The following is a 20,857-nucleotide window of genomic DNA, read 5'->3' as shown; positions in this document are numbered from 1 at the left end:
TTCTCTTCAGATGATCGCTGCTGGCGCTTAGGCGCGCTTAGGCATAGTGGCAGATGTAGTGGTAGGCCTCGGTCACCCGAATGTCGAACTTCGAGTTGGCCGGAACCTGAAAGCTTTCGCCGGCGGCGGACGTCTTCCACTCATCGGTGCCGTCGAGCTTGTATTCGCACGAACCGCCCACGCACTCCATGATCTCGGCGGCGGCCGTGCCGAAGGTCAGCGTGGCCGGCAGCACCACACCCACGGACTTCTTGGTGCCGTCGGGCAGGGTAAAGCTGTGGCTGACGCACTTTCCGTCAAAGTACACATTGGCCTTGGTGGTCAGGCGGACGCCGTCAAAGGTTTCGGTGGTCATGAAATGGAACGCGAAAAGGGAGGTCGTAGGGTCAAACCTGCCATTTTAGGCCATTGGGTCGACCGCGGGTACGTCAGGCGAGGGTTGCCTGGGTCCAGACGGACGCGATGTGGCGCAAGGTGCTCAAGAAGCCCCTCCGCCGGGCCATTTACACCACCACGGGTTCGGGTTCGATGCGCACGCCAAAGCGCGCTTGAACCGCGTCCTGGATCTCACGCGCCAGCGTCATCAACTGGACCGCGCTGCCACCACCACGGTGCACCAGCACCAGCGCCTGCTTCTCATACACGCCCACAGCACCGCTCTGTCGCCCCTTGAAGCCGCATTGATCGATCAACCAGCCGGCGGCGAGCTTGTAGGTGCCGTCCGGCTGCGCATACCCGACCAGATTCGGGAAGCGCGCGGCCAGCGCATCGCGCGTAGCGGCATCGACGATAGGGTTCTTGAAGAAGCTGCCCGCGTTGCCGATCTCCGCCGGGTCGGGCAGCTTGCGGCGGCGGATGGTGACCACGGCATCGAAGATGTCCTGCGCCGTCGGGCTGGCGATGTTTTGCGCGGCCAGCTCGCGTGCGAGTTCGGCGTAGTGCGTGTCGGGCTGCCAGTTGAGTGGTAGGGCGAACGTGACCTCGGTGATGATGTAGCGATCGGCGCCGGCGCGTTTGAAGACGCTGTCGCGGTAGCCAAAGGCGCAATCGGCGGCGGTAAGGGTGACGAACTCGCCGGCGTGGCGGTCGTATGCGCGCAGGGAGTGGAAGCGGTCCTTGATCTCGACGCCGTATGCGCCGATGTTCTGGATGGGCGCCGCGCCCACCGTGCCGGGAATCAGTGCGAGGTTTTCCAGCCCAGGCAACCCATGGGAGACGGTGTGAGCCACCAGGCCGTGCCACGATTCGCCGCCGCCTGCGGTGACGGTGTGGACTTCGCGGCCGTCGACCGTGCTTTGGCCGGCGGCGATGCCCGGAATCTCCATCAGCAGCACGAGGCCTTCGAAATCGCGCGTGAGCACGACGTTGCTGCCACCACCCAGCACCAGCACAGGCAGGCCCTGCACGCGCGGGTCGGCCAGCGCCGCGGGAATGTCTTCCGGCGTGCGCACATGCACGGCGTAGCGGGCGGTGGCCTCAAAACGGAACGTGTTGTGCTGGCCTAGGGGATAATGCGTGTCGAGCAACGCCATGGCGCCAAATCTGCTGGGAAAGCCGAGATTATAGAAGCCATGGCACGCGCGGCACCCGCAGCGAGGCGCCGCAGCAACCCGAATTCAAGTCTGCAAGGAGAACACGATGCCGTCGTTTGACGTGGTATGCGAAGCCAACATGGTGGAAGTGAAGAACGCCGTGGAACAGGCCAACAAAGAGATTTCGACGCGATTCGACTTCAAGGGCTCGGACTCCCGGGTCGAGCACAGGGAGCAGGAACTGACCTTGTTTGCCGATGACGATTTCAAGATCGGCCAGGTGAACGATGTGCTGATGAACAAGCTCGCCAAGCGCAACGTCGACGTGCGCTTCCTTGATTACCAGGACAAGCAGAAGATCGGCGGCGACAAGATGAAGCAGGTCGTCAAGATCAAGAAGGGCGTCTCTGGCGACTTGGCCAAGAAGATCGTCAAGACGATCAAGGACAGCAAGATCAAGGTGCAGGCAAGCATTCAGGGCGATGCGGTGCGTGTGACCGGCGCCAAGCGGGATGACCTGCAAAGCGTGATCGCCATGCTGCGCAAGGACGTGAGCGACACGCCGCTGGATTTCAATAACTTCCGCGACTGAGCGCGTCGCGCTCGCAAGCAAAACGCCCCGCACGAGCGGGGCGTTTGCATTTGCGGTGGCAAAACTTCACTGCGACAGCTTGGTCACCTTCAGTGCCGGATCCGCGGCGATGGCGGCTTCCGAGAACGGCAGCCGGTTCCAGCGCTTCGCAGAGAACTCGCGCATCTGGTCGAACGCATGCGGCGATGCAGGATCGGTCGATTCACCGTAGGTCAGAAGCGCATCGGCAACCGGCCCCTGATCGTCGAACGTGACAGTCTGGATGTAGCTCGTGCCGAAATACACCTGCAAGCCCTTCGGTCCGATCGGCGTGCTTTGCAGCTTGTTCAGCACGCCTTCGTACTCCTCGCCGCCGTGCAGGGCGATGTCGCCGCCCGGCGCGTGTGCCGCCTGAACCGTGCCCAGCGGTGCGTCCAGCGCAAAGCCGGCCGTGCGGACGGCGCCCACGGCATCCTTCAACGCTTTGAACACGGCCGTGCGCACGGTTGCATCGCTCATGCGCAGGTTGCGCGGTGTGTGGATCGGATCAGCGGGGTTGAAGTCGACCGCGTAGACATGCGGGATGTCCTTGGCGCGCATCCAGAACTCGCGGAACAGGTGTGCAGCGCGAGCGTCGACGTTGTCCGTGAGGTTCCATTGCGCAAGGGCAGCGCAGCCGTCGCGCACATCGGCATCGGGGTTGGCCGTGGCTTTGCAGGCGGCCAGCAGATCGTCGCGCACGAGGTAGCCGGCGAGGTTGGCGTCGCGGAAGATCATCGCCTGCAGGTTCGGCAGGTTGACCTTGTTGCCGGGCAGCCCGTCGGTGCCGGCGAGGCGGCGCTCGATCTCGATGAGGCCGACGCGGGTGCGCAGGCGTTGCGGCACGTCGGTCGAGCCCATCACCGGCGAGAAGCCCGTCAGTTTCTGCGCCGGATTGCTCAGCCACGAGCTGTCGTTGCTGTTGGCGACGTAGTCATCGCGCTCCAGCACCGGCATGCGTGCGGGCGCCGCCAGGCCTGGCACGGGCGATGCCGGATCGACCTGCCAGTTGCACGCACTGCGTGAGCCGTCGAGCAGCACCAATCCCGCGCCCTTGAAGAGCTTGTCGGCCAGCGGAGACGGCGCGCAACGCTTGAGCGTTTCAGCCGACACATCCGGCGTGGTCGACACGTCGGCAAACAGCGCACGGCCGTTGCGGTCGGTGGCAATCGTGTTGACCCAGGGAATGCCGAGATTGCTGATGGCTTGCCGGATGCCTGCCACGTCCTTGGCCTGTGCGATATGCAGCCACGTATCGATGGAGCGCGTGTTGTTGCGATTGGCGTCGCGCAGCGTGTAGGCCTTCTGCGAGGTCCACGGCATGCCGCCGGCGGGCATCGACAGCACGGGGCCGTACACCGTGTTGTAGAAGGTGTGCGTGCGACGCTCGATGCGGCCGTCCGGCAGCTTCACGTCAAAGGCCACCGTGCGCGTGGTCATCTTGTGCGGCTTGCCGTCGATCAGGTAGGTGGTCGGATCGCCCTGGGCAAGCTTCAGTTCGAACAGCGTGAAGCGGCGGCCGGTTGAGACGGTGTGCGTCCATGCCACGTCTTTGTTGAAGCCGATGCTGACGACCGGGAAGGCGGCAATCGACGCGCCCATCACGTCCAGCTTGCCGGGCACGGTCAGGTGGACTTGATAGAAGCGGTTGGTGGTCGTCCAGGGAAAGTGCGGGTTGCCGAGCAGCACGCCGCGGCCGTTGTCCGTGGCGGCCTTGCCGAAGGCCCAACCGTTGGAGCCGATCGGCATGTCGCGCAGTTGCAGGTCGCGGTCGAGTGCGGCGGTGTCGACGGCATGCGGTGCAATGACGGCGGAGGCAGGCGCGCCGCCCGGCGGCTGCGCCGTGACGATGCTCGCCAGCATGGCGCCTGCGCTGGCCTGGATGGCCTTTTCTTCGCCCATCAGCATCATGTCGGCCATCGTGAGGGGGCGCACCCATTCGGCATTGCGGCAGGCCGCAGGGCGGTTGGCGGCCGGCGTGTCTTTCAGATAGCGGTTGTAGCCCGCGATGTAACCGCGCAGCAGCTCGCGCGCTTCAGGCGACATTTGCGCATAGCCAGCGCGCAGGCCAGCTTCATCAAACGCACTCTTGAAGAAGGCATCTGCTTGCGTATTGGGCACCGGCTTGAACGACACCACGACGGTGCCGTCCGGCCCGAATGTCTTCGAGCGCTCGCCGTTGACGGTGACGACCTGATCGGCGAGCAGGCACACGTTGTCCTGCGCATAGGCATAGGCCATGCCGAAGCCGAGGCTGGCGTAATCGTTGGCGCGGACGTGCGGAATGCCGAAGCGGGTGCGGCTGATTTCGGCCGAAAGGCCGGTGTCCGAAGGCGTGGCCCAGCCGCTGTCTGTGCCGGCGCAGCCGGCCAGCGCCGCAAGCGCGGCCATGGCGAGCGTGCCGCGCAGTGCGAATCCCTGCATGAATTGCTGCATCGTGCGTTGTCTCCTGATGTCGGTGTTGTTATGGGCGGTTGCGTCTGTGCGCAGCCACCGTCGCATCGTCAATCGGGTGATTCAGATTCGGAAGAGGTATTCCCGCCAGAGTTGGGGTCAATATCGCCACGCAGATTGCCCCTGGCGCCTATACTCGGGCATGCCAACAATCGACCTGCTGACCTTTCCCGACGCCGCTTTCTCAACGCTGGCGACCGCTGCCGACACGCTCGGCGTGGCCAATGCGCTGGCTTCCATGCAAGCCGGCAAGCGGGCCAATGCCGCCAAGACGCCGGTGTTCGGCTGGCGCCTCATCGCGCGGGACCCAGCTCGTTGGCAGGCTGCGGCAGAAACGCTCGCGTGCCCTTGTGACGCATTACCGGAAGATGGCACGCAGCTTGGTGATGCGTTGATCGTCCCCCCGCTGCATTTCGATCACATCGGCACGCTGGAGCAGCGTCTGGCGTTGCTGGAAGTGGAGCGCGCCACGATCCGCCGTTATCTGGATGCGGGGCGGCTGGTGGCGTCGTCCTTCACAGGTGTGGCGATGCTGGCTGACGTGCTGCCCGCCGGCCAACGGTTGACGGTGACATGGCTCATCGCAGGTTGGGTGCAGGGCTACTTTCCGCATCTGAAAGCCGCGCCAGCGCAGGCTATCGTCAGCAGCGGCAACGTCATCACAGCGCGGGCGATGGAGCATGGCGTGGCGCTCATGCATCGCGTGGTCGCGCGGCTGGCTGATGCGCGGCTTGCGCGCACGCTGGGCAATACGGTGCTCGACCACCCCTCCCGCGGCGAGGCCATCGGCATCTGGCTGCGCAGCAAACCGGCTATCCGCGACAGCGTCGTGCTGCGCGCGCGCCGTTACCTGCAACAGCATCTGCACGAACCGTTTGATCTGGGGAAGCTTGCCGCCGTCGCCTCAACCAGCGAGCGGACGCTGCTGCGGCATTTCACGAAAACGGTGGGGATGTCGCCGTTGCAATTGCTGCACCGGCTGCGCGTGGAGCGCGCGTGCCACTTACTGGAAGTCAGCACGCTGAGCCTGACGACGATTGCCGAGCAGTGCGGCTATCAGGACATGTCCGCCTTCCGGCGGTTGATCCGGCGGCACACGGGCCGGCCGCCGGGGGAACATCGGCGCGCGCATTCGGTGCGCGCCGAGCTGCGCAATTAGGCGGCTTTTTTCTTCTCGCCGATGCGGCTTTCCTTGCCGGCCAGCAGCTTGGCGATATTGGCGCGGTGGCGCGCGATGAGCAGCACCGCCATCAGCGCAACCGCCCCGGCAATCCAGTCGAAGCCATTCATCAGCACGTAGAAGAACGGTGCGAACACCGCCGACACCAGCGCCGCCAGCGACGAATAACGGAAGAACACGGCGATGATGAGCCACGTAGCCAGCGTTGCCAGCCCAAGCCACACGTTCAGCGCCAGGAGAATGCCCGCCGCCGTGGCGACGCCCTTGCCGCCCGCAAAGCGATGGAACACTGGATACAGGTGACCTAGGAACACGGCGATCACCACCAGCGCGATGCCGGTCTCATCTACGCCAAAGCGCGGCGCCAGGAATAGCGCCAGCCACACCGCCAGCCAGCCCTTGGCCGCATCGCCGAGCAGCGTGAGGATGGCTGCCTTCTTGTTGCCCGATCGCAGCACGTTGGTGGCGCCGGGGTTGCCCGAGCCGTAGGTGCGCGGGTCTGCCAGACCCATGGCGCGGCTCACCACCACGGCAAACGAAATCGAGCCGATCAGGTAGGCGGCTACGGCAAAAATGACGGTTGCGACGACTGGTGACATATGGAATGTGAGAAATCAGGCTGCGGGATTGTAGCGTGGCCGCAAGCGTGCCCCAGCGGCGGCATTCGTTTCAATCGGGGTTTGCACAATCGACGGGCTGCGCGTTCAGCACCGACGTCAGCACGCTGGGCGCCAGGCTCACCAGAAAGCCGCGCCGCCCACCGTTGATGTAGATGCGCTCCAGCTCCAGCACGCTCGCCTCCACGTACACCGGCATCGCCTTACGCACGCCAAACGGCGATGTGCCACCGACGAGGTAGCCGCTATGCCGCTGCGCAACCTCGGGCTTGCACGGCTGCACGTTCTTGCGGCCGGTTTGCCGCGCGAGGTTCTTGGTCGAGACCGAGCAATCGCCGTGCATCAGCACGATCAGCGGCTTGGCGTGCTCGTCTTCCATGACGAGCGTCTTGACGACGGCGTGTTCGTCCACGCCAAGTTGGCGGGATGACTCGGTGGTGCCGCCCTTGTCGACGTAGTCGTAGGTGTGTTCGGTAAAGGCCACGCCATGTGCCTTGAGGTATTGTGTGGCGGGCGTCTCGGAAACGTGCTTGGACTTGCTCATACGGGGCAGGGAAGAACGATCGCTATCCGCGCGGATGGTGCTGCGCGTGCAGCGTGCGCAGCCGCTCGCGCGCGACGTGGGTGTAGATCTGCGTGGTGGAAATATCCGCGTGGCCGAGCAGCATCTGCACGACACGCAAGTCTGCGCCGTGGTTGAGCAGGTGCGTGGCAAACGCATGCCGCAATGTGTGCGGCGACAGCGGCGCGTGGATATCGGCGAGCAGCGCATAGCGCTTGATGAGATACCAGAAGGCCTGGCGCGTCATGCCGTCGCCGCGCGCGGTGACGAACAGCGCGTCCGCCGTGCGCTCGCCGAGCAGCGCCGTGCGGCCATCGCGTAAATAACGCCGCAGCCAGTCGCCCGCTTCGGCGCCAAACGGCACCAGACGATCCTTGCCGCCTTTGCCGCCAACTACGCGCACCACACCTTCGTTCAGGCCGACTTCCACCGTTTTCAGCGCGACGATTTCCGACACGCGCAGCCCGCTCGCATACATCAGCTCGATCATCGCGCGGTCGCGCAGGCCGAGCGGCGTGTCGACATCCGGCGCGTTGATGAGCGCTTCGACTTGCGTTTCGGACAGCGTCTTCGGAAAGCGCGGCGGCTGCTTGGCGGTCGGTAGCAGGCGCGACGGATCGGTGCTCACCACATGCTCGCGCAACGCCCATTGAAAGAAACGCTTGAACACCGTACGGCGCCGGTTGGCGGACGATGCGCGGCTCTCGGCATGGCGTGCGGCAAAGTAATCCGCCAGGTCACCGTCTTCGGTTTCGGCGATGGACTTGCTGCGCTCGGCCAGCCAGTGCGCGTAGAGCGTCAGGTCGCGCCGGTACGCATCGAGCGTATTGCGAGCGAGGCCATCTTCCAGCCACAGCGCGTCGCAAAAGCGCTGGATAGCATCTGCGCTTTGTGGCGGCTGGGCCGGCGCTTCGGCGTCTTTCTGTGCGGCCTTTCTCATATCAGCATCACGCCTTCGTGGCGCAGCAGCCAGTGCTTGATGTTCAACAGGTAGCCATCCGTGTGATGCGAAAACCCGCCGATGCCGGACGTACTCACCACGCGGTGGCACGGAATGAGGATCGGGAACCAGTTGTCGCCGCACGCCTGCCCGACCGCGCGCGGCACGCTGCCGATCTGTTGCGCGATGGTGCCGTAAGTGATGACGCTGCCGCACGGGATGGCGCTGATGGCCTGCCACACGCGGCGCTGAAAATCGGTGCCGGCGGGCGCGAGCGGGATATCGAAGGTCGCGCGGGGATTGTCGTAGTACGCGTCGAGCTGGCGGGCCAGCCTGGCGATCAACGCGTCTGATGAATCGACGAGGGGCGTGCTATCGGGCAGGTAAACGAGTTCACGCAGGGCGCCGTCGGCCACGCGCACGCCCAGCTTGCCGAAGGGCGCTTCCAGAACGGCGTCGAAAGGGGATGGCATGACAGGGGCCGGCGCAAAAAACAATCTTGCGAATCTAGCACAGGCCCCTGGGCGGGCCGCGCTACTGATCCAGCTTGATGTTCTGCTGCTTGACCAGCGTGCGCATCTTGTCGAATTCGCGCTTGATCTCGGCCGTATATTGCTGAGGCGTATTGCCGACGGGCTCGGCACCGGCACCGCGGAATCGATCGACCAGGCCCGGATCTTTCAGTGCCTTGACCGAAGCTTCGTTGAGCTTGCGGATGATGTCGTCCGGCGTGCCGGCCGGTGCGACGAGTCCGTACCACGCCGGGTCATTTGCGTCCTTCAGGCCGACTTCGGCAAAGGTGGGCACGTCCGGCAGGCTATCGATGCGCTTATTCCACGCCACCACGATCGGCCGCAACTTGCCACCCTTGATGAACTGCATGGACGAGGGCAGGTTGTCGACCATGATCGGCACCTGGTTGGCCAGCACGTCGTTCAATGCCGGCCCTGCGCCGCGATACGGCACATGGACCATCTGTGTTTTGGTCAGCACCTTGAACTCTTCGCCCAGCATGTGGCCGATACCGCAGGTGCCCGACGTCGCGAACGAATATTTGCCGGGGTTCGCCGTCAACGCTGCGACAAATTCCTTGTAGTTCTTGGCCGGAAAGGTCGGGTTGACCGCAATCACGTTGGCCACGGTGGCCAGGTTGGTGATCGGCTTGAAGTCCTTGAGCGGGTCGTACGAAAGCTTCGGGTTGCACGCCGGGTTGACAGCATGCGTAGAGACGGTGGCGATGCCGATCGTGTAGCCATCCGGCACAGCCTTGGCGATGGCATCGGCGCCGATTGAACCGCCGCCGCCGCCCTTGTTTTCCACCACCACGGGCTGGCCCAGCACTTTGGCAAGCTGATCGGCCACGCCTCGCCCCACGATGTCCGTCGTGCCGCCCGGCGGAAACGGAATGATCAGCTTGAGCGGCTTGGCGGGGTAGTTGTCGGCCAGCGCCGGCCCGCATAACAGCGTTCCAGCGACTGCGATCAGGCTGGCGATCAGTCGTCCCTTGGTCATCGTCATCCTCCTTGTGGCTTGGTGTGCGTTCTGCGTTCTTGTGGGGAAACTGCTGAATAGCACAACCGCAAACGCCAACCACACGGCAACCGGGGAAACCCTGAAAAGCCAATCGTCAGATTGTCAGGTTCCGAGCAGCCCGCTTTTCAGATCGCGGTCGACCGGGCTGTTGCCGATGAAGATGCTGAGCACAGCCTGGTAGAAGTCTTCGCCGGGGATGGCTTTGGTGCGCGCCACGCCATTGATGCTGATGGTGGTGCCGGCATCGGGCGCGTAGTCGAAGTTGATGGTGTCGCCACGCTTGGTGGAGCCGATCTGGCGCATCGCGTCTTCCAACTGCGTCAGACGGTCGGCCAGCCTCTGCATTTGAATTTCTGTTTGGTTGCGGTGGATGCCGTCGTTCAGCGCGCGGATGAACGTATCGGCGCCCACATCACGCAGCGGGTGGATCTGCAGCCGCTTCGGCCCCTTCATGCCGAGGATGACCGCCGCGTTCTTCGCACGCTCGGGCAGGTACAAGCCTGCGACATAGCCCTTGATGACAAACACTGAACGCAGGCCCGTGCCATTGAGCAGCAGTTCGCGGCCGGCCACACGTGCGGCGTCGTCGAACGGCACACCCTCGACGTTCACCGTTGCCCATGCCGGGCTCGCGCACGCGACGCAGAGCATCGCGCCCATGACGCCGCCGCGCCACGCGCGTGCCATCCTGGATGAACGGGCACGCGCAGCAACCTGCAATGCGCAACGGAGATGAACAAGAGCGGAAAACATCGAAATGGGCGGTTTGAGATTAAGCCGCCATTTTCCCGATATTTTATTTGCAAACAATTAGTGTCTGCCCTGATGCGCAAGCGTTTGCGTACTAGGCGGTATAAGGCCTCGCTGGCGTGAGCGTTAAGCAGGTATTCGCGGTTTTGTGCTACACGCACTTTGTTGGATTTTTAAACCAATCGGCGTGGCAACTTGGAAAGGCAGATTAAAGGCGCATCACAGTCCTGATGCGTTGGCGTGCCTAACCCGAGCGAGCGCTCACGTCGTCTGTGCCAGCGCCCAGGCCACGTGTTCCCGCACGAGTTCCGAGGCGTCATCGGCGCGTGCTTTCAAGGCGGTAATCAGTTGCGCGCGCGTGGTATTCGGCAGCGGGGCGCGCAGTGCGTTGCCGATCGCCACGGCAATGTTGCGCAGCCAGCGCTCGTGCCCGATGCGGCGGATCGGACTGCCTTCCAGTCGCTGGTTGAATTCGGCGTCGGTCCAGTTGAACAGATCAGCCAGCGTGGCCGCGTCCAAGCCGTTGCGCACGTCAAAGTCAGGCAGGTTGGCCGGCACTGCAAACTTATTCCACGGGCAGATGAGCTGGCAGTCGTCGCAGCCATAGACGCGGTTGCCCATCGCCGGGCGCAGCTCGACCGGGATGCTGCCCTTGTGCTCGATGGTCAGGTACGAGATGCAACGGCGTGCGTCCACCGTGTATGGCGCGACGATGGCCTGCGTAGGGCACACGTCGATGCAGCGCGTGCAGTTGCCGCAGTGGGGCTCCACGGGCGGATCAGCGGGAAACGGCAGGTCGACGAGGATTTCGCCGAGAAAGAACATCGAGCCCGCATCGCGGTCCAGCAACAGCGTGTGTTTGCCGCGCCAGCCCAGGCCGCCGTTGGTCGCCAGTGCGACTTCCAGCACCGGCGCCGAATCGGTGAACACGCGAAAGCCGTACGGCCCCACGGCGCCAGCAATCTTTTCTGCCAGCTTCTGCAGCCGCTGGCGCAGCACCTTGTGATAGTCGCGGCCACGTGCGTAGAGCGAGATCGTGGCGTCTTCGGGGCGGCGCAGACGATCCCACTCGATGGTGCGCCAGTCGCTGCCGGCCATTCGCGGATCGTCCAGATGTGGCAGATACGGCATCCGCGCGACGATGGCGCGTACCGTTCCGGCAACAAGTTCGGCCGGGCGTGCGCGGAGCATGCCATGGTTCGCCATATAATCCATGTCACCGTGAAACCCCTGCGCAAGCCACGTCTGGAGCCCTTCTTCAGCGTGCGACAGGTCGACATCGGCGATGCGGATTGCATCGAAGCCGAGTTCGGCACCCCAGGAGCGGATCTGCGCCACAAGCGCGTGCATGCCGGCCTCATCGGCTGGCAAGCGTGCATCCAGGTTCGTTTCGGGTGATGACGTGGGGGTGGCGGACATGCCTAAATTGTACGCAATGCCCACCGTGCTCCCTGCTGACGCGCCTTCTGGTCTTACCCCTCCGCTCACCGAGCGCACGCTTTCGCTTGTCGATGAAGCGGCCACGTCGGCCTTTGGCGCGGCGCTGGCGCAGGCCGTGCTGGCACTCGGTCCGCGGCCCGTGCAAGTGCAACTCTCGGGCGATCTGGGCGCGGGCAAGACGACGCTCTCGCGCGCCATTCTGCGCGGCCTCGGACATACCGGGCGCGTGCGCAGCCCCACCTATACGCTGGTCGAGCCGTACGACGTTGCCGGAACTACGGGCACGCAAAAGGTCTATCACTTCGACCTGTACCGCTTTGCCGATCCCGAAGAATGGACTGATGCCGGGTTCCGCGATTGCTTTGCCGAACCCGCGCTGTGCCTGGTCGAATGGCCCGAGAAGGCCCAGGCGCTGCTCGGCACGCCCGATCTGCACATCGCTTTATCGGTCGACGTTGTGCACGAAACCTACGATGACGGCGTTGAGCATGCACCGCGCCTTGCACGTCTGAGCGCACGCACGCAGACCGGCCTTCAACTTTTACAGTCGTTGCAACACCTGTTCCCATGCTGATCAAGCATCTGCCGACCGACCAACCGGATGATCCGAACCTGCCGAGCCAGGCCCGCCGCCAATGGCTCACGCGCATGGCGAAGGCCGGCGCAGGCACGGTCATCCTGACCCTGGTGGGCCCGCAGATTGCGCGTGGCGCCAACATCGTCGCCGTGCGCGTGTGGCCCGCCCAGGATTACACGCGCGTGACCATCGAGTCCGACGTCGCGCTCAAGGCTACGCATCAGCTCATCAAGGATCCGGATCGCCTGATGGTCGACATCGACGGGCTGGACCTGAACCCGACGTTGCGCGAGCTGGTTGCCAAGATCGCGCCGAACGATCCGTACATCCGCCAGGTGCGCGTAGGCCAGAACCGGCCGAGCGTCGTGCGCCTGGTGTTTGACCTGAAGGAAAGCGTCAACCCGCAGGTGTTCACGCTGCTGCCGATTGCGGGCTATCGCAACCGGCTCGTCTTCGATCTGTATCCGACCAACCCGCCCGACCCGCTGATGCAGCTCGTGCAGGCCACCGAGGGCAAGCAGGAGCGCTTTGCTGCGTCGGGCGGCACGCCGATGCCGTCGCCGTCGGATGACGATGACCCCATCGCCGCACTGGCACGCCGCAGCAGCGGCGGCAGCCCGACCAGGCCGCCGATCGAAGAGCCGCACCTCCCGGCGCTTGCCAACCGCACGCCGCCGCGCAAGGTGCCGCCGGCGACCTCTACGAATCCTCCGTCGACGCTCGCCAACGCGCCGAACACGCCGCCGCTGGAGATCATCCCCGAGCAACCCGTGCCGCGCGCGCCGTCGAGCGGCCCGCGCATGCGTCGCCTGCTCACGGTCGCCATCGACCCCGGCCATGGCGGCGAAGACCCGGGCGCCACGGGCGGTGCCGGCACGCACGAGAAAGACGTGGTGCTGTCGATCGCTCGCATGCTCAAAGCCAAGATCGACGCCCAGCCCAACATGCGCGCCATGATGACGCGCGATTCCGACTACTTCGTCCCGCTGGGCGTGCGCGTGCAGAAGGCGCGCCGTGTGCAGGCGGATCTGTTCGTCTCCATCCATGCCGATGCGTTTCTCTCGCCGGAAGCGCGCGGGGCATCGGTGTTCGTGCTGTCCGATCGTGGTGCATCGAGCGCGCAGGCCAAGTGGCTCGCCAACAAGGAAAACGCTGCCGACATGATTGGCGGCGCGAATCTGGGCTCGAAAGACGCGCAGGTCACGCGCGTGCTGCTGGACTTGTCGACCACCGCGCAGATCACCGACAGCATGAAGGTCGGCAAGGCGGTGCTGGACCAGATCGGCGGCATCAACCGGCTGCACAAGGGGCAGGTCGAGCAGGCGGGATTTGCCGTGCTCAAGGCGCCGGATATTCCGTCGATCCTGGTCGAGACGGCGTTCATCTCCAACCCGGAAGAAGAAGCCAAGCTCAACGATCTGGGCCACCAGAACCAGCTTGCCGACGCCATCCTGCGCGGCATTCGGGCCTACTTTGCCAAGAACCCGCCGTTATCGCGCAACCCGGGCGTCTGACGCATGACGACGCTCGTGCTGCGCGAAGGCGGTGCGTCTGACGCCAGCACCATCGCCGACATCCACACGCGAAGCTGGCAGAGCGCGTATCGCGGGCTCGGCATCCTGTCCGATGCGTATCTCGACGACGTGGCCAACGCTGAGATGCGGGCCAAGTGGCATGAACGCATGACTGCACCCGTGGCAGGGCAATGCGTGTGGTGTGCCGAACTGGACGGCGAAACCATTGGTTTTCTCTGCACCCTGCGTGAAGACGGCACGCCTTGGGGTGCGCTCGTCGACAACCTGCATCTGCTGCCGGCGTCACGCGGCCATGGCGTCGGCAAGCGCCTGATGGGCGAAGCGGCACGCTGGGCCGCAGCTCAGGGCATTACACAATTGCATCTGCTGGTGTACGAGGCGAACACCGCCGCGATCGGCTTTTACGAAGCGCTGGGCGGTGTGCCGGTCAGCCGGGATTGGCTGGAGACTGCCGATGGCGGGCACGCTTGGGTGCGCACCTACCATTGGCGGGAAGCGGAACTCGCTGGTTTGATGGGCTTGCGCTGATCAAGCCGGGCGGCTGGCCGGGGCGCCTGCGCCTGCCTCCGCATGGGCAACGCGATCCGCATACCTGCGCGCCAGCGTCGAGCACACGATCAACTGCAACTGGTGATAGATCATCAGCGGCAGCACGATCAGACCCAGCGCGGGGTTGCCGGCAAACAGGATCTTCGCCATCGGCACGCCGTTCGCCAGGCTCTTCTTCGAGCCGCAGAACACGGCGGTGATCTCGTCGGCCAGATTGAAGCCCGCGCGCCGCGACAGCCATGTCGTCGCACCGAGCACAACGAACAGCAGCGCGCCGCTCATGACGGCCACCGCCACGATGGTCTCCCACGGATACTTCGACCACACACCAGCGTGCGTCGAATCTGCAAACGAGTTGAACACGATCAGCAGGATGACCGCGCGGTCGACCTTGTTGATGATCGGCTTGTGTTTGTTGATGAAGCCGCCGAGCACCGGGCGCAGCAACTGGCCCAGCACGAACGGCAGTAAGAGTTGTTCGGCCACGCCCAGCAGCGCCTTGCCGACTGAGAGGTCCGCGCCCGAGGCCTGGATCACGAAGCTCATCAGCAGCGGCGTGGCAATCATGCCGATCAACCCTGAAATGGTCGCGTTGAAGATGGCGGCCGGCACGTTGCCCTTGGCCATTGCCGTCATCGCCACCGACGACGAAACCGTGGATGGCAGCGCGCACAGATAGAACACGCCCAGCAGCAGCTCAGCCGGAATGAACGGCTTGCACGCAAACAGGATGACCGCGCCGATCAGCGGAAACAGGATGAATGTGCAGCTCTGCACGAACAGATGCAGGCGCCAGTTGCGGGCGCCTTCCACGATTTTCTCGCGCGAGAGCGCCGCGCCGTGCAGGAAGAACACCAGCGACACGCCGACGATGGTGACAATGTCGAGCCGCAGCGGACCGTCGCTCGCGCCAAGCGCGGGGAAGAACAGGGCCAGCGCGACCATCACCAGCATGGCGCGAATGAACCCATCGATATGGGACAACAACGGAGACAGAAGCGGAATCTTCATGTGCGTGCGCAGTCACCGTTACGTAACGGCGCGGGTTGGATGGCGGGATAGGCGCTATTGCACAACATCCCCATCTAGAATACAAATGCATTGATCGAATCAATTCATACGTCGTCAGCATGAATGTGACCCTGCGCCAATTGCGTGTCTTTCTCGCCGTGGCACGTGCGCACAGCTTCAGCCGCGCGGGCGACACCATCGGCCTGACACAGCCGGCCGTGAGCCGCTCGATCTCGGAGCTGGAAGGCGAACTGGGTTTGAAGCTGCTCGATCGCACTACCCGCGAAGTCGTGCTGACGGAAGTGGGGCGCTCGCTGGCGACGGCGCTTGACCGCCTCGTCGCTGATCTGGACGACACGTTGCAACAGGCGCGTCAGGTGGGCGAGCAGCGGCGGGGGCGCGTGGTGGTGGCGTCCAGCCCAACGGTGTCGACCCGATTGATGCCGGTGTACGTGGCAGAGTGCGCAGTGCGCTATCCGGATATCCGCATGATCGTGCGTGACTCCGTGCAGGTCGACACGCTGCAATTGATCCGCACAGGCGGAGCAGATTTCGGTGTGGTGGTGGAGCCGCTCGATACCGAGGGCCTATGGACCGAGCCGCTGCTGATCGATCCGTTCTGCCTCGTCTGTCGCAAGGATCATCCATTCGCGCAACGCAGCAGCGTGCGCTGGAAAGATCTGCATCGCACGGCGGTCGTCCTGCTCGACCATGCTTCGGGCAGCCGACCGCTCATCGACCGCATCTTCCTGCGCCACGGCGTTCAACCTGATGTCGCGCAGGAGATGGGCCACAGCAGCGCGGTTTTCGGCATGGTGGAAGCGGGTATCGGCGCAGGCGTGGTGCCGTCGCTGTCGTTGCCGCTACCGTCGTCGTCGCCCTTGGTGGCGGTGCCGCTGTCGCCAAAGGAAACGCGCGCCATCGTGCTGGCGCGTCGGCAGGATCGCTCGCTCTCGCCGGCGGCCGAGGCGGCGTGGCAGATGATTCGCCGGATGGCGCTGCCAGCCACCTCGTGACCTGACCGCCGCGCTTATTTCGGCTGCATGCGGATGGCGCCATCCAGGCGGATGGTTTCGCCATTGAGCATCGGGTTCTCGACGATCGCGCGCGCGAGCTGCGCATACTCCGCCGGCTTACCGAGGCGCGGCGGGAACGGCACCATCTTGCCCAGTGCGTCCTGCACTTCGGCCGGCATGCCGAGCAGCATCGGCGTCTCGAAAATACCGGGGGCAATCGTCATCACGCGGATACCGTCGCGCGACAGGTCACGTGCAATCGCCAGCGTCATCGCCACCACGCCGCCCTTGGACGCCGCGTAGGCCGCCTGGCCAATCTGCCCGTCAAACGCTGCAACCGATGCCGTGTTGATGATCACGCCGCGCTCGCCGCCGGCGTTGGGCGTGTTACCGGCCATGGCCGTCGCGGCCAGGCGGATCATGTTGAACGTGCCGATCAGATTGATGTTGATGACACGTGCGAACTGGTCCAGCGGATGCGGCCCCGTCTTGCCCACCGTGCGCGATGCCGTGGCGATACCCGCGCAGTTCACCAGCCCGCGCAGCGTGCCCAGCGATGTGGCGGCTTCCACAACGGCTTGCCCGTCCGCTTCGGATGTGACGTCGCAGCGCACGAAGCGGCCGCCCAGTTCCTGAGCCAGTGCGGTGCCGGCGGCCTCATTCAGGTCCGCAATCACCACCTTGCCGCCGGCTTCCGCCAACGTACGTGCCGTGCCTGCGCCCAGTCCCGACGCGCCGCCGGTGACGATGAATACCTGATCGCGAATCTCCATGCCGTGTCTCCTCGTTTGTGGATTGCGAGTTACTTGACGTTTACGTCAACGTCATATGGTAGCGCGAAGCGGCCGGCGATCGCGCAAAAAAAACGGCGCCTCATGATCGAGGCGCCGTTTTTCCTGGCGAGTGTTTGCGGGTGCGCTTAGTCCTGCAGGGCACCGAACACGCGGGCCGTGATTTCGTCCACGTTGCCCACGCCGCTGATCTTGCGGTACTTCGGAGGGGCAACCTTGGCGGCGCCATTGCCGTTGGCGGCCCACTGCGAGTAGTAGTCCACCAGCGGACGCGTCTGGTTCTCGTACACGTCCAGGCGCTTGCGCACGGTTTCTTCCTTGTCGTCATCGCGCTGGATCAGCGCTTCGCCGGTTTCGTCGTCCACGCCTTCGGTCTTGGGCGGGTTGTACTTGATGTGGTACGTGCGGCCCGATGCCACGTGCACGCGACGACCGCTCATGCGCTCGATGATGGCGTCGAACGGCACGTCGATTTCCAGCACGTAGTCGATTGCTACGGCGGCATCTTTCATGGCTTCCGCTTGCGGAATGGTGCGCGGGAAGCCGTCGAACAGGTAGCCGTTCTTGCAGTCAGGCTGCTGCAGGCGGTCTTGTACGAGGCCGATGATGATGTCGTCCGACACCAGGCCGCCGGCATCCATCACCTTCTTCGCTTCGATACCCAGCGGGGTACCTGCCTTGACGGCCGCGCGCAGCATGTCGCCGGTGGAGATCTGCGGAATGCCGAACTTTTCGCAGATGAATTTGGCTTGCGTACCTTTGCCGGCGCCGGGCGCGCCCAACAGAATCAACCGCATGGTGACGAGTTCCTCAAGTTTTCGAATCCTGTCGCGCTGTCAGGCTCTATGAAGCGCGTTGGGAATCGGTCCGAGAGGGCGGATTCCCAATACGCCTGGTGATCAAGCCATGGCGACGCAATCGACGCAAACAGGCAGCCTAGCGGGCGAAGTTGACGCCAGCCTTACCGGACTCTGGGGAATCAGGCGTCCGCCGGACGGCGGCACCCATGGCTCGATTTGTCTCCCTGTCGCCGCTGTGGCGCCTGCGTGGGCGTCGTCATGCGGCTTGTCGTCCTTGCGATTATGCCATGGCGGGGCCGGGGTTTTGGCAGCCCCGCGCGCAAAGTTCAGAGAAATAGCGGCTTCAGGGGCCGTCCTGGGTCAGCAGTTCAGCCCAGGCAGCGCGCACTCGGGCGAGGTCTTCGGGGGTATCGACACCGGCAGCGGGGGCGTCATTCGTGGTCAGCACGGCAATGCGCTCACCGTGCCACATGGCGCGTAGCTGCTCCAACTGCTCGGTTTGTTCGAGGGGGGTAGCGGCCAATTGGGGGAAGCGGCGCAGGAATCCGGCACGGTACGCGTAGATGCCGATATGGCGCAGCACGGGCATGGCCGGCAGCGGGCGCTCCGCAGCGGACTGCGCCATGACGGCGGGCGTCCAGGTGTCGCGCGCCCAGGGAAGCGGCGCCCGCGAGAACAGCAGTGCGCGCTCGGCAGCGTCCAGCACGACCTTGACGACGTTCGGGTTGAAGACGTCGGCCGGGTCGTGGATGGGGTGGGCAGCGGTGGCGATGGCGCAGTCGGGGTGATCGCGCAGGTGCGCGGCCACGTTGTCGATCAGCGTCGGCGCGATCAGCGGTTCGTCGCCTTGCACGTTGACGACGATGGCGTCGTCGGGAAGGCCGAGCACGGTGGCCACTTCGGCCAGACGGTCGGTGCCGGAGGCGTGGTCAGCGCGCGTGAGCACGGCTTCCACGTGATGCTGCATGCAGGCGTCGGCGACCGACGCTGCATCGGTGGCGACCACCACGCGCGCGGCCGACGACTGATGCGCGCGTTCAGCCACGCGCACCACCATCGGCTTGCCGTCGATATCGGCCAGCGGTTTGTTGGGCAGCCGCGTGGACGCCAGCCGCGCGGGAATGACAGCGATGAACGGCGCGTGCGACATGGCGGCGACCTTCGTATCAGGCCGGGTCGACCGGCGTGCCTTCCACGGTCTGGCGCGCTTCGTCAGCCAGCATGACCGGGATCCCGTCGCGGATGGGGTAGGCCAGCTTGTCGACGTGGCAGATGAGTTCGTTGTTGGCGCGGTCGTGTTGCAGCGTGCCCTTGCACAACGGGCAGACGAGGATTTCCAGCAGGCGATTGTCCATGGCGGTAGAGGCTCCGTGGCGGCCGCCCAAACGGTAGGGCGGCGCGCCGGTACTGCGGATGGGGTGGCGTTATTGTGCGCTTGCCTTGAGCGTTGCGCGATCGGCCAGGGCGCGTACGCGCTGGCAGACCTGTTCGACCAGCGCGGGGTCGACCACCGGTGTGGTCGGCACCACCCAGATGCGCGGGTCGTCGAGATGGCCGCATTTTACGGCATCCTTTTCGGTGATCAGGATGACTTCGGCGTGGCTGTCGGTGAACGGGTTGTCGGCGAAATCGTAGTGGTCGGGCAGCGGCAGCGTGCTCGGCTTGAGGCCGGCGGCACGCAGCGAAGCGAAGAAGCGCTCGGGGTTGCCGATGCCGGCCGCGGCCAGCAATTGCCCGCCTTCGACGCGTGCGAACTGGGCCAGCGGGCGGCGCAGCGCCGGGTCGGCCAGGTTGTAGGCGTCCTGCAGCTCGAGGTGCATGCCGAAGACGTCCGGGCGGTCGGGCGTGGCACGGTAGTTCGGATCGTTGATGAGCGTGGCGTCACGGCGGCGCGTCATCGGCTCGCGCAGCGGGCCGGCGGGCAGCAGGAAGCCGTTGCCTCCCATGCGCGTGTCGAACACGATGATTTCGATATCGCGGCGCAGGCGATAGTGCTGCAGGCCGTCGTCGCAGACGATCACGTTGCAGCCCGGGTGCGAGGCCAGCAGCGTCTGCGCGCACAGCACGCGATCAGGGAAGACCCACACCGGCAGATCGGTGGCGCGCGCGATGAGCAGCGGTTCGTCGCCGACGTCTTCTGCGCGGGAGTGTTCGCGCACAGGGCGCGGATGCTTCAGTTGTGCACCGTAGCCGCGCGAGACGATGCCCGGCCGCAGGCCGGCTTCAGCCAATGCCGACGCCAGCGCAATCACGGCGGGCGTCTTGCCGGCCCCGCCCACCGTCACGTTGCCGATCACCACCACCGGCATCGGCAGCCGTACTGAGCGCAGCACGCCAGTGCGGAACAGCAGCCGGCGCAAGGCGCTCACCCCGCCAAACAGCCAAGACAGCGGCCACATCACCCACGCAAACCAGCCGCGTTGCTGCCATTGGCGGGTGACGAAGCTGGCAAGGCGGTGCTGGGCGACGGGCATGCGGCGTGATGGTGGTTTAGAGACAGTCTCTTAGCGGGCGTTGCCGGTTTGCGTAGCGAAGGTCAGGTGCGAGAGACCGGCCACACGTGCGGCTTCCATGACATTCACCACCGCCTGGTGCGCGGCCTGCGCATCGGCGTTGACGATGACGATGGGCTCAGGGCCGCCGGCCTTGCCTGCGGCATTGCGCAGCGCGTCGGCCAGGCTGGTGACATCGCGCGTGTCGAGCACTTGCTTGTCTACAGAGTAGACGCCGTTGGCAGTGACGGACACGACGATCTGGCCCGGGCGCTCGGTGGCTTTTTCAGCCTCGGCGGTGGGTAGGTTGACCTTCAGTTCGGTGTAGCGGGAATACGTGGTCGTGATCATCAGGAAGATGAGAATCACGAGCAGCACGTCGATCAGCGGGATCAGGTTGATCTCCGGCTCTTCGCGGGCACGGCGCGGGCGGAAGCGCATGGCTGTTTCCAGTAGGGCGTTGCCCGG

At 64.8% G+C, this 20,857-nt stretch carries 23 protein-coding genes; 6 read left to right on the top strand and 17 right to left on the bottom strand.

Going from position 1 to position 20,857, the window contains the following annotated elements:
• Window positions 1–37: 37 nt before the first annotated feature.
• Both ppnP and murB read right to left on the bottom strand, forming a co-directional pair.
• The gene (gene ppnP / locus NKG59_RS16460) at window positions 38–355 is read right to left on the bottom strand and encodes a pyrimidine/purine nucleoside phosphorylase (protein ID WP_253538825.1); all 318 of its coding nucleotides are present in this window, start codon (window positions 353–355) and stop codon (window positions 38–40) included.
• 148 nt (window positions 356–503) lie between these two features.
• On the bottom strand, window positions 504–1,532 hold the full coding sequence (gene murB / locus NKG59_RS16455; RefSeq protein ID WP_253538822.1) for a UDP-N-acetylmuramate dehydrogenase: 1,029 nt from the start codon (window positions 1,530–1,532) through the stop codon (window positions 504–506).
• 106 nt (window positions 1,533–1,638) lie between these two features.
• Here murB and NKG59_RS16450 point away from each other — a divergent pair, with 106 nt between their 5' ends.
• Window positions 1,639–2,124: a YajQ family cyclic di-GMP-binding protein gene (locus NKG59_RS16450; protein ID WP_253538820.1), complete on the top strand. Its 486-nt coding sequence runs from the start codon at window positions 1,639–1,641 to the stop codon at window positions 2,122–2,124.
• Window positions 2,125–2,190: 66 nt separating this feature from the next.
• Here the strand turns inward: NKG59_RS16450 and NKG59_RS16445 are convergent, their stop codons facing one another.
• Complete coding sequence (locus NKG59_RS16445; RefSeq protein ID WP_253538817.1) at window positions 2,191–4,578, bottom strand: acylase; 2,388 nt, start codon at window positions 4,576–4,578, stop codon at window positions 2,191–2,193.
• 160 nt (window positions 4,579–4,738) lie between these two features.
• Between NKG59_RS16445 and NKG59_RS16440 the strand changes: the two genes are divergently transcribed.
• Complete coding sequence (locus tag NKG59_RS16440; protein WP_253538815.1) at window positions 4,739–5,755, top strand: GlxA family transcriptional regulator; 1,017 nt, start codon at window positions 4,739–4,741, stop codon at window positions 5,753–5,755.
• On the opposite strand, the gene plsY is transcribed toward NKG59_RS16440, so the two are convergent.
• From plsY to queG, 7 genes are all read right to left on the bottom strand, one after another.
• Complete coding sequence (gene plsY / locus NKG59_RS16435; RefSeq protein WP_253538810.1) at window positions 5,752–6,375, bottom strand: glycerol-3-phosphate 1-O-acyltransferase PlsY; 624 nt, start codon at window positions 6,373–6,375, stop codon at window positions 5,752–5,754. The genes NKG59_RS16440 and plsY overlap by 4 nt on opposite strands.
• A gap of 70 nt (window positions 6,376–6,445) precedes the next feature.
• Window positions 6,446–6,937, bottom strand: a complete 492-nt coding sequence (gene ybaK, locus NKG59_RS16430; protein ID WP_253538807.1) for a Cys-tRNA(Pro) deacylase — start codon at window positions 6,935–6,937, stop codon at window positions 6,446–6,448.
• Window positions 6,938–6,959: 22 nt separating this feature from the next.
• A complete protein-coding gene (gene xerD, locus NKG59_RS16425) occupies window positions 6,960–7,895 on the bottom strand; it encodes a site-specific tyrosine recombinase XerD (RefSeq protein ID WP_253538805.1) in 936 nt (311 codons plus the stop codon).
• A complete protein-coding gene (locus NKG59_RS16420) occupies window positions 7,892–8,368 on the bottom strand; it encodes a methylated-DNA--[protein]-cysteine S-methyltransferase (RefSeq protein WP_253538803.1) in 477 nt (158 codons plus the stop codon). The genes xerD and NKG59_RS16420 overlap by 4 nt, the downstream gene beginning before the upstream one ends.
• A 61-nt stretch (window positions 8,369–8,429) precedes the next feature.
• Window positions 8,430–9,407, bottom strand: coding sequence for a tripartite tricarboxylate transporter substrate binding protein BugE (locus NKG59_RS16415; RefSeq protein WP_253538800.1), 978 nt, complete (start codon window positions 9,405–9,407; stop codon window positions 8,430–8,432).
• A gap of 123 nt (window positions 9,408–9,530) precedes the next feature.
• Window positions 9,531–10,181, bottom strand: coding sequence for a chalcone isomerase family protein (locus tag NKG59_RS16410; protein WP_045202704.1), 651 nt, complete (start codon window positions 10,179–10,181; stop codon window positions 9,531–9,533).
• Between the two features lie 258 nt (window positions 10,182–10,439).
• On the bottom strand, window positions 10,440–11,597 hold the full coding sequence (gene queG / locus NKG59_RS16405) for a tRNA epoxyqueuosine(34) reductase QueG (RefSeq protein WP_253538797.1): 1,158 nt from the start codon (window positions 11,595–11,597) through the stop codon (window positions 10,440–10,442).
• A gap of 16 nt (window positions 11,598–11,613) precedes the next feature.
• Between queG and tsaE the strand changes: the two genes are divergently transcribed.
• Genes tsaE through NKG59_RS16390 form a run of 3 tightly spaced genes read left to right on the top strand, consistent with a single transcriptional unit; the run spans window position 11,614 to window position 14,258 of the window.
• On the top strand, window positions 11,614–12,192 hold the full coding sequence (tsaE, locus tag NKG59_RS16400) for a tRNA (adenosine(37)-N6)-threonylcarbamoyltransferase complex ATPase subunit type 1 TsaE (RefSeq protein WP_253539122.1): 579 nt from the start codon (window positions 11,614–11,616) through the stop codon (window positions 12,190–12,192).
• Entirely contained in the window at window positions 12,186–13,709 is a 1,524-nt protein-coding gene (locus NKG59_RS16395) for an N-acetylmuramoyl-L-alanine amidase (RefSeq protein WP_253538795.1), read from the top strand. Before tsaE ends, NKG59_RS16395 begins: the two co-directional genes overlap by 7 nt.
• 3 nt (window positions 13,710–13,712) lie before the next feature.
• On the top strand, window positions 13,713–14,258 hold the full coding sequence (locus NKG59_RS16390; protein ID WP_253538792.1) for a GNAT family N-acetyltransferase: 546 nt from the start codon (window positions 13,713–13,715) through the stop codon (window positions 14,256–14,258).
• Here NKG59_RS16390 and NKG59_RS16385 read toward each other — a convergent pair whose 3' ends face one another.
• The gene (locus tag NKG59_RS16385; RefSeq protein WP_045202709.1) at window positions 14,259–15,290 is read right to left on the bottom strand and encodes a bile acid:sodium symporter family protein; all 1,032 of its coding nucleotides are present in this window, start codon (window positions 15,288–15,290) and stop codon (window positions 14,259–14,261) included.
• 119 nt (window positions 15,291–15,409) lie between these two features.
• On the opposite strand from NKG59_RS16385, the gene NKG59_RS16380 reads away from it, so the two are divergent.
• A complete protein-coding gene (locus tag NKG59_RS16380) occupies window positions 15,410–16,306 on the top strand; it encodes a LysR family transcriptional regulator (RefSeq protein WP_232040865.1) in 897 nt (298 codons plus the stop codon).
• 14 nt (window positions 16,307–16,320) lie between these two features.
• Here NKG59_RS16380 and NKG59_RS16375 read toward each other — a convergent pair whose 3' ends face one another.
• From NKG59_RS16375 to NKG59_RS16350, 6 genes are all read right to left on the bottom strand, one after another.
• Window positions 16,321–17,079 (bottom strand): 3-hydroxyacyl-CoA dehydrogenase, encoded by a 759-nt coding sequence (locus NKG59_RS16375; RefSeq protein ID WP_252690766.1) that lies wholly within the window; start codon window positions 17,077–17,079, stop codon window positions 16,321–16,323.
• Between the two features lie 146 nt (window positions 17,080–17,225).
• Window positions 17,226–17,894, bottom strand: coding sequence for an adenylate kinase (gene adk / locus NKG59_RS16370; RefSeq protein WP_253538789.1), 669 nt, complete (start codon window positions 17,892–17,894; stop codon window positions 17,226–17,228).
• Between the two features lie 346 nt (window positions 17,895–18,240).
• On the bottom strand, window positions 18,241–19,047 hold the full coding sequence (kdsB, locus tag NKG59_RS16365; RefSeq protein ID WP_253538786.1) for a 3-deoxy-manno-octulosonate cytidylyltransferase: 807 nt from the start codon (window positions 19,045–19,047) through the stop codon (window positions 18,241–18,243).
• Between the two features lie 16 nt (window positions 19,048–19,063).
• On the bottom strand, window positions 19,064–19,252 hold the full coding sequence (locus NKG59_RS16360; RefSeq protein WP_004631803.1) for a Trm112 family protein: 189 nt from the start codon (window positions 19,250–19,252) through the stop codon (window positions 19,064–19,066).
• A 69-nt stretch (window positions 19,253–19,321) separates the two neighbouring features.
• Window positions 19,322–20,371: a tetraacyldisaccharide 4'-kinase gene (gene lpxK, locus NKG59_RS16355; RefSeq protein ID WP_253538783.1), complete on the bottom strand. Its 1,050-nt coding sequence runs from the start codon at window positions 20,369–20,371 to the stop codon at window positions 19,322–19,324.
• A 30-nt stretch (window positions 20,372–20,401) separates the two neighbouring features.
• Window positions 20,402–20,830: an ExbD/TolR family protein gene (locus tag NKG59_RS16350; RefSeq protein ID WP_004631807.1), complete on the bottom strand. Its 429-nt coding sequence runs from the start codon at window positions 20,828–20,830 to the stop codon at window positions 20,402–20,404.
• Window positions 20,831–20,857 lie beyond the last annotated feature (27 nt).

The sequence above is a fragment of the Ralstonia chuxiongensis genome, assembly GCF_024158925.1.
Taxonomy (GTDB): domain Bacteria; phylum Pseudomonadota; class Gammaproteobacteria; order Burkholderiales; family Burkholderiaceae; genus Ralstonia; species Ralstonia chuxiongensis.
Note: the sequence above shows the minus strand (reverse complement) of the source record. Positions and strands in the feature narration are given on the sequence as shown.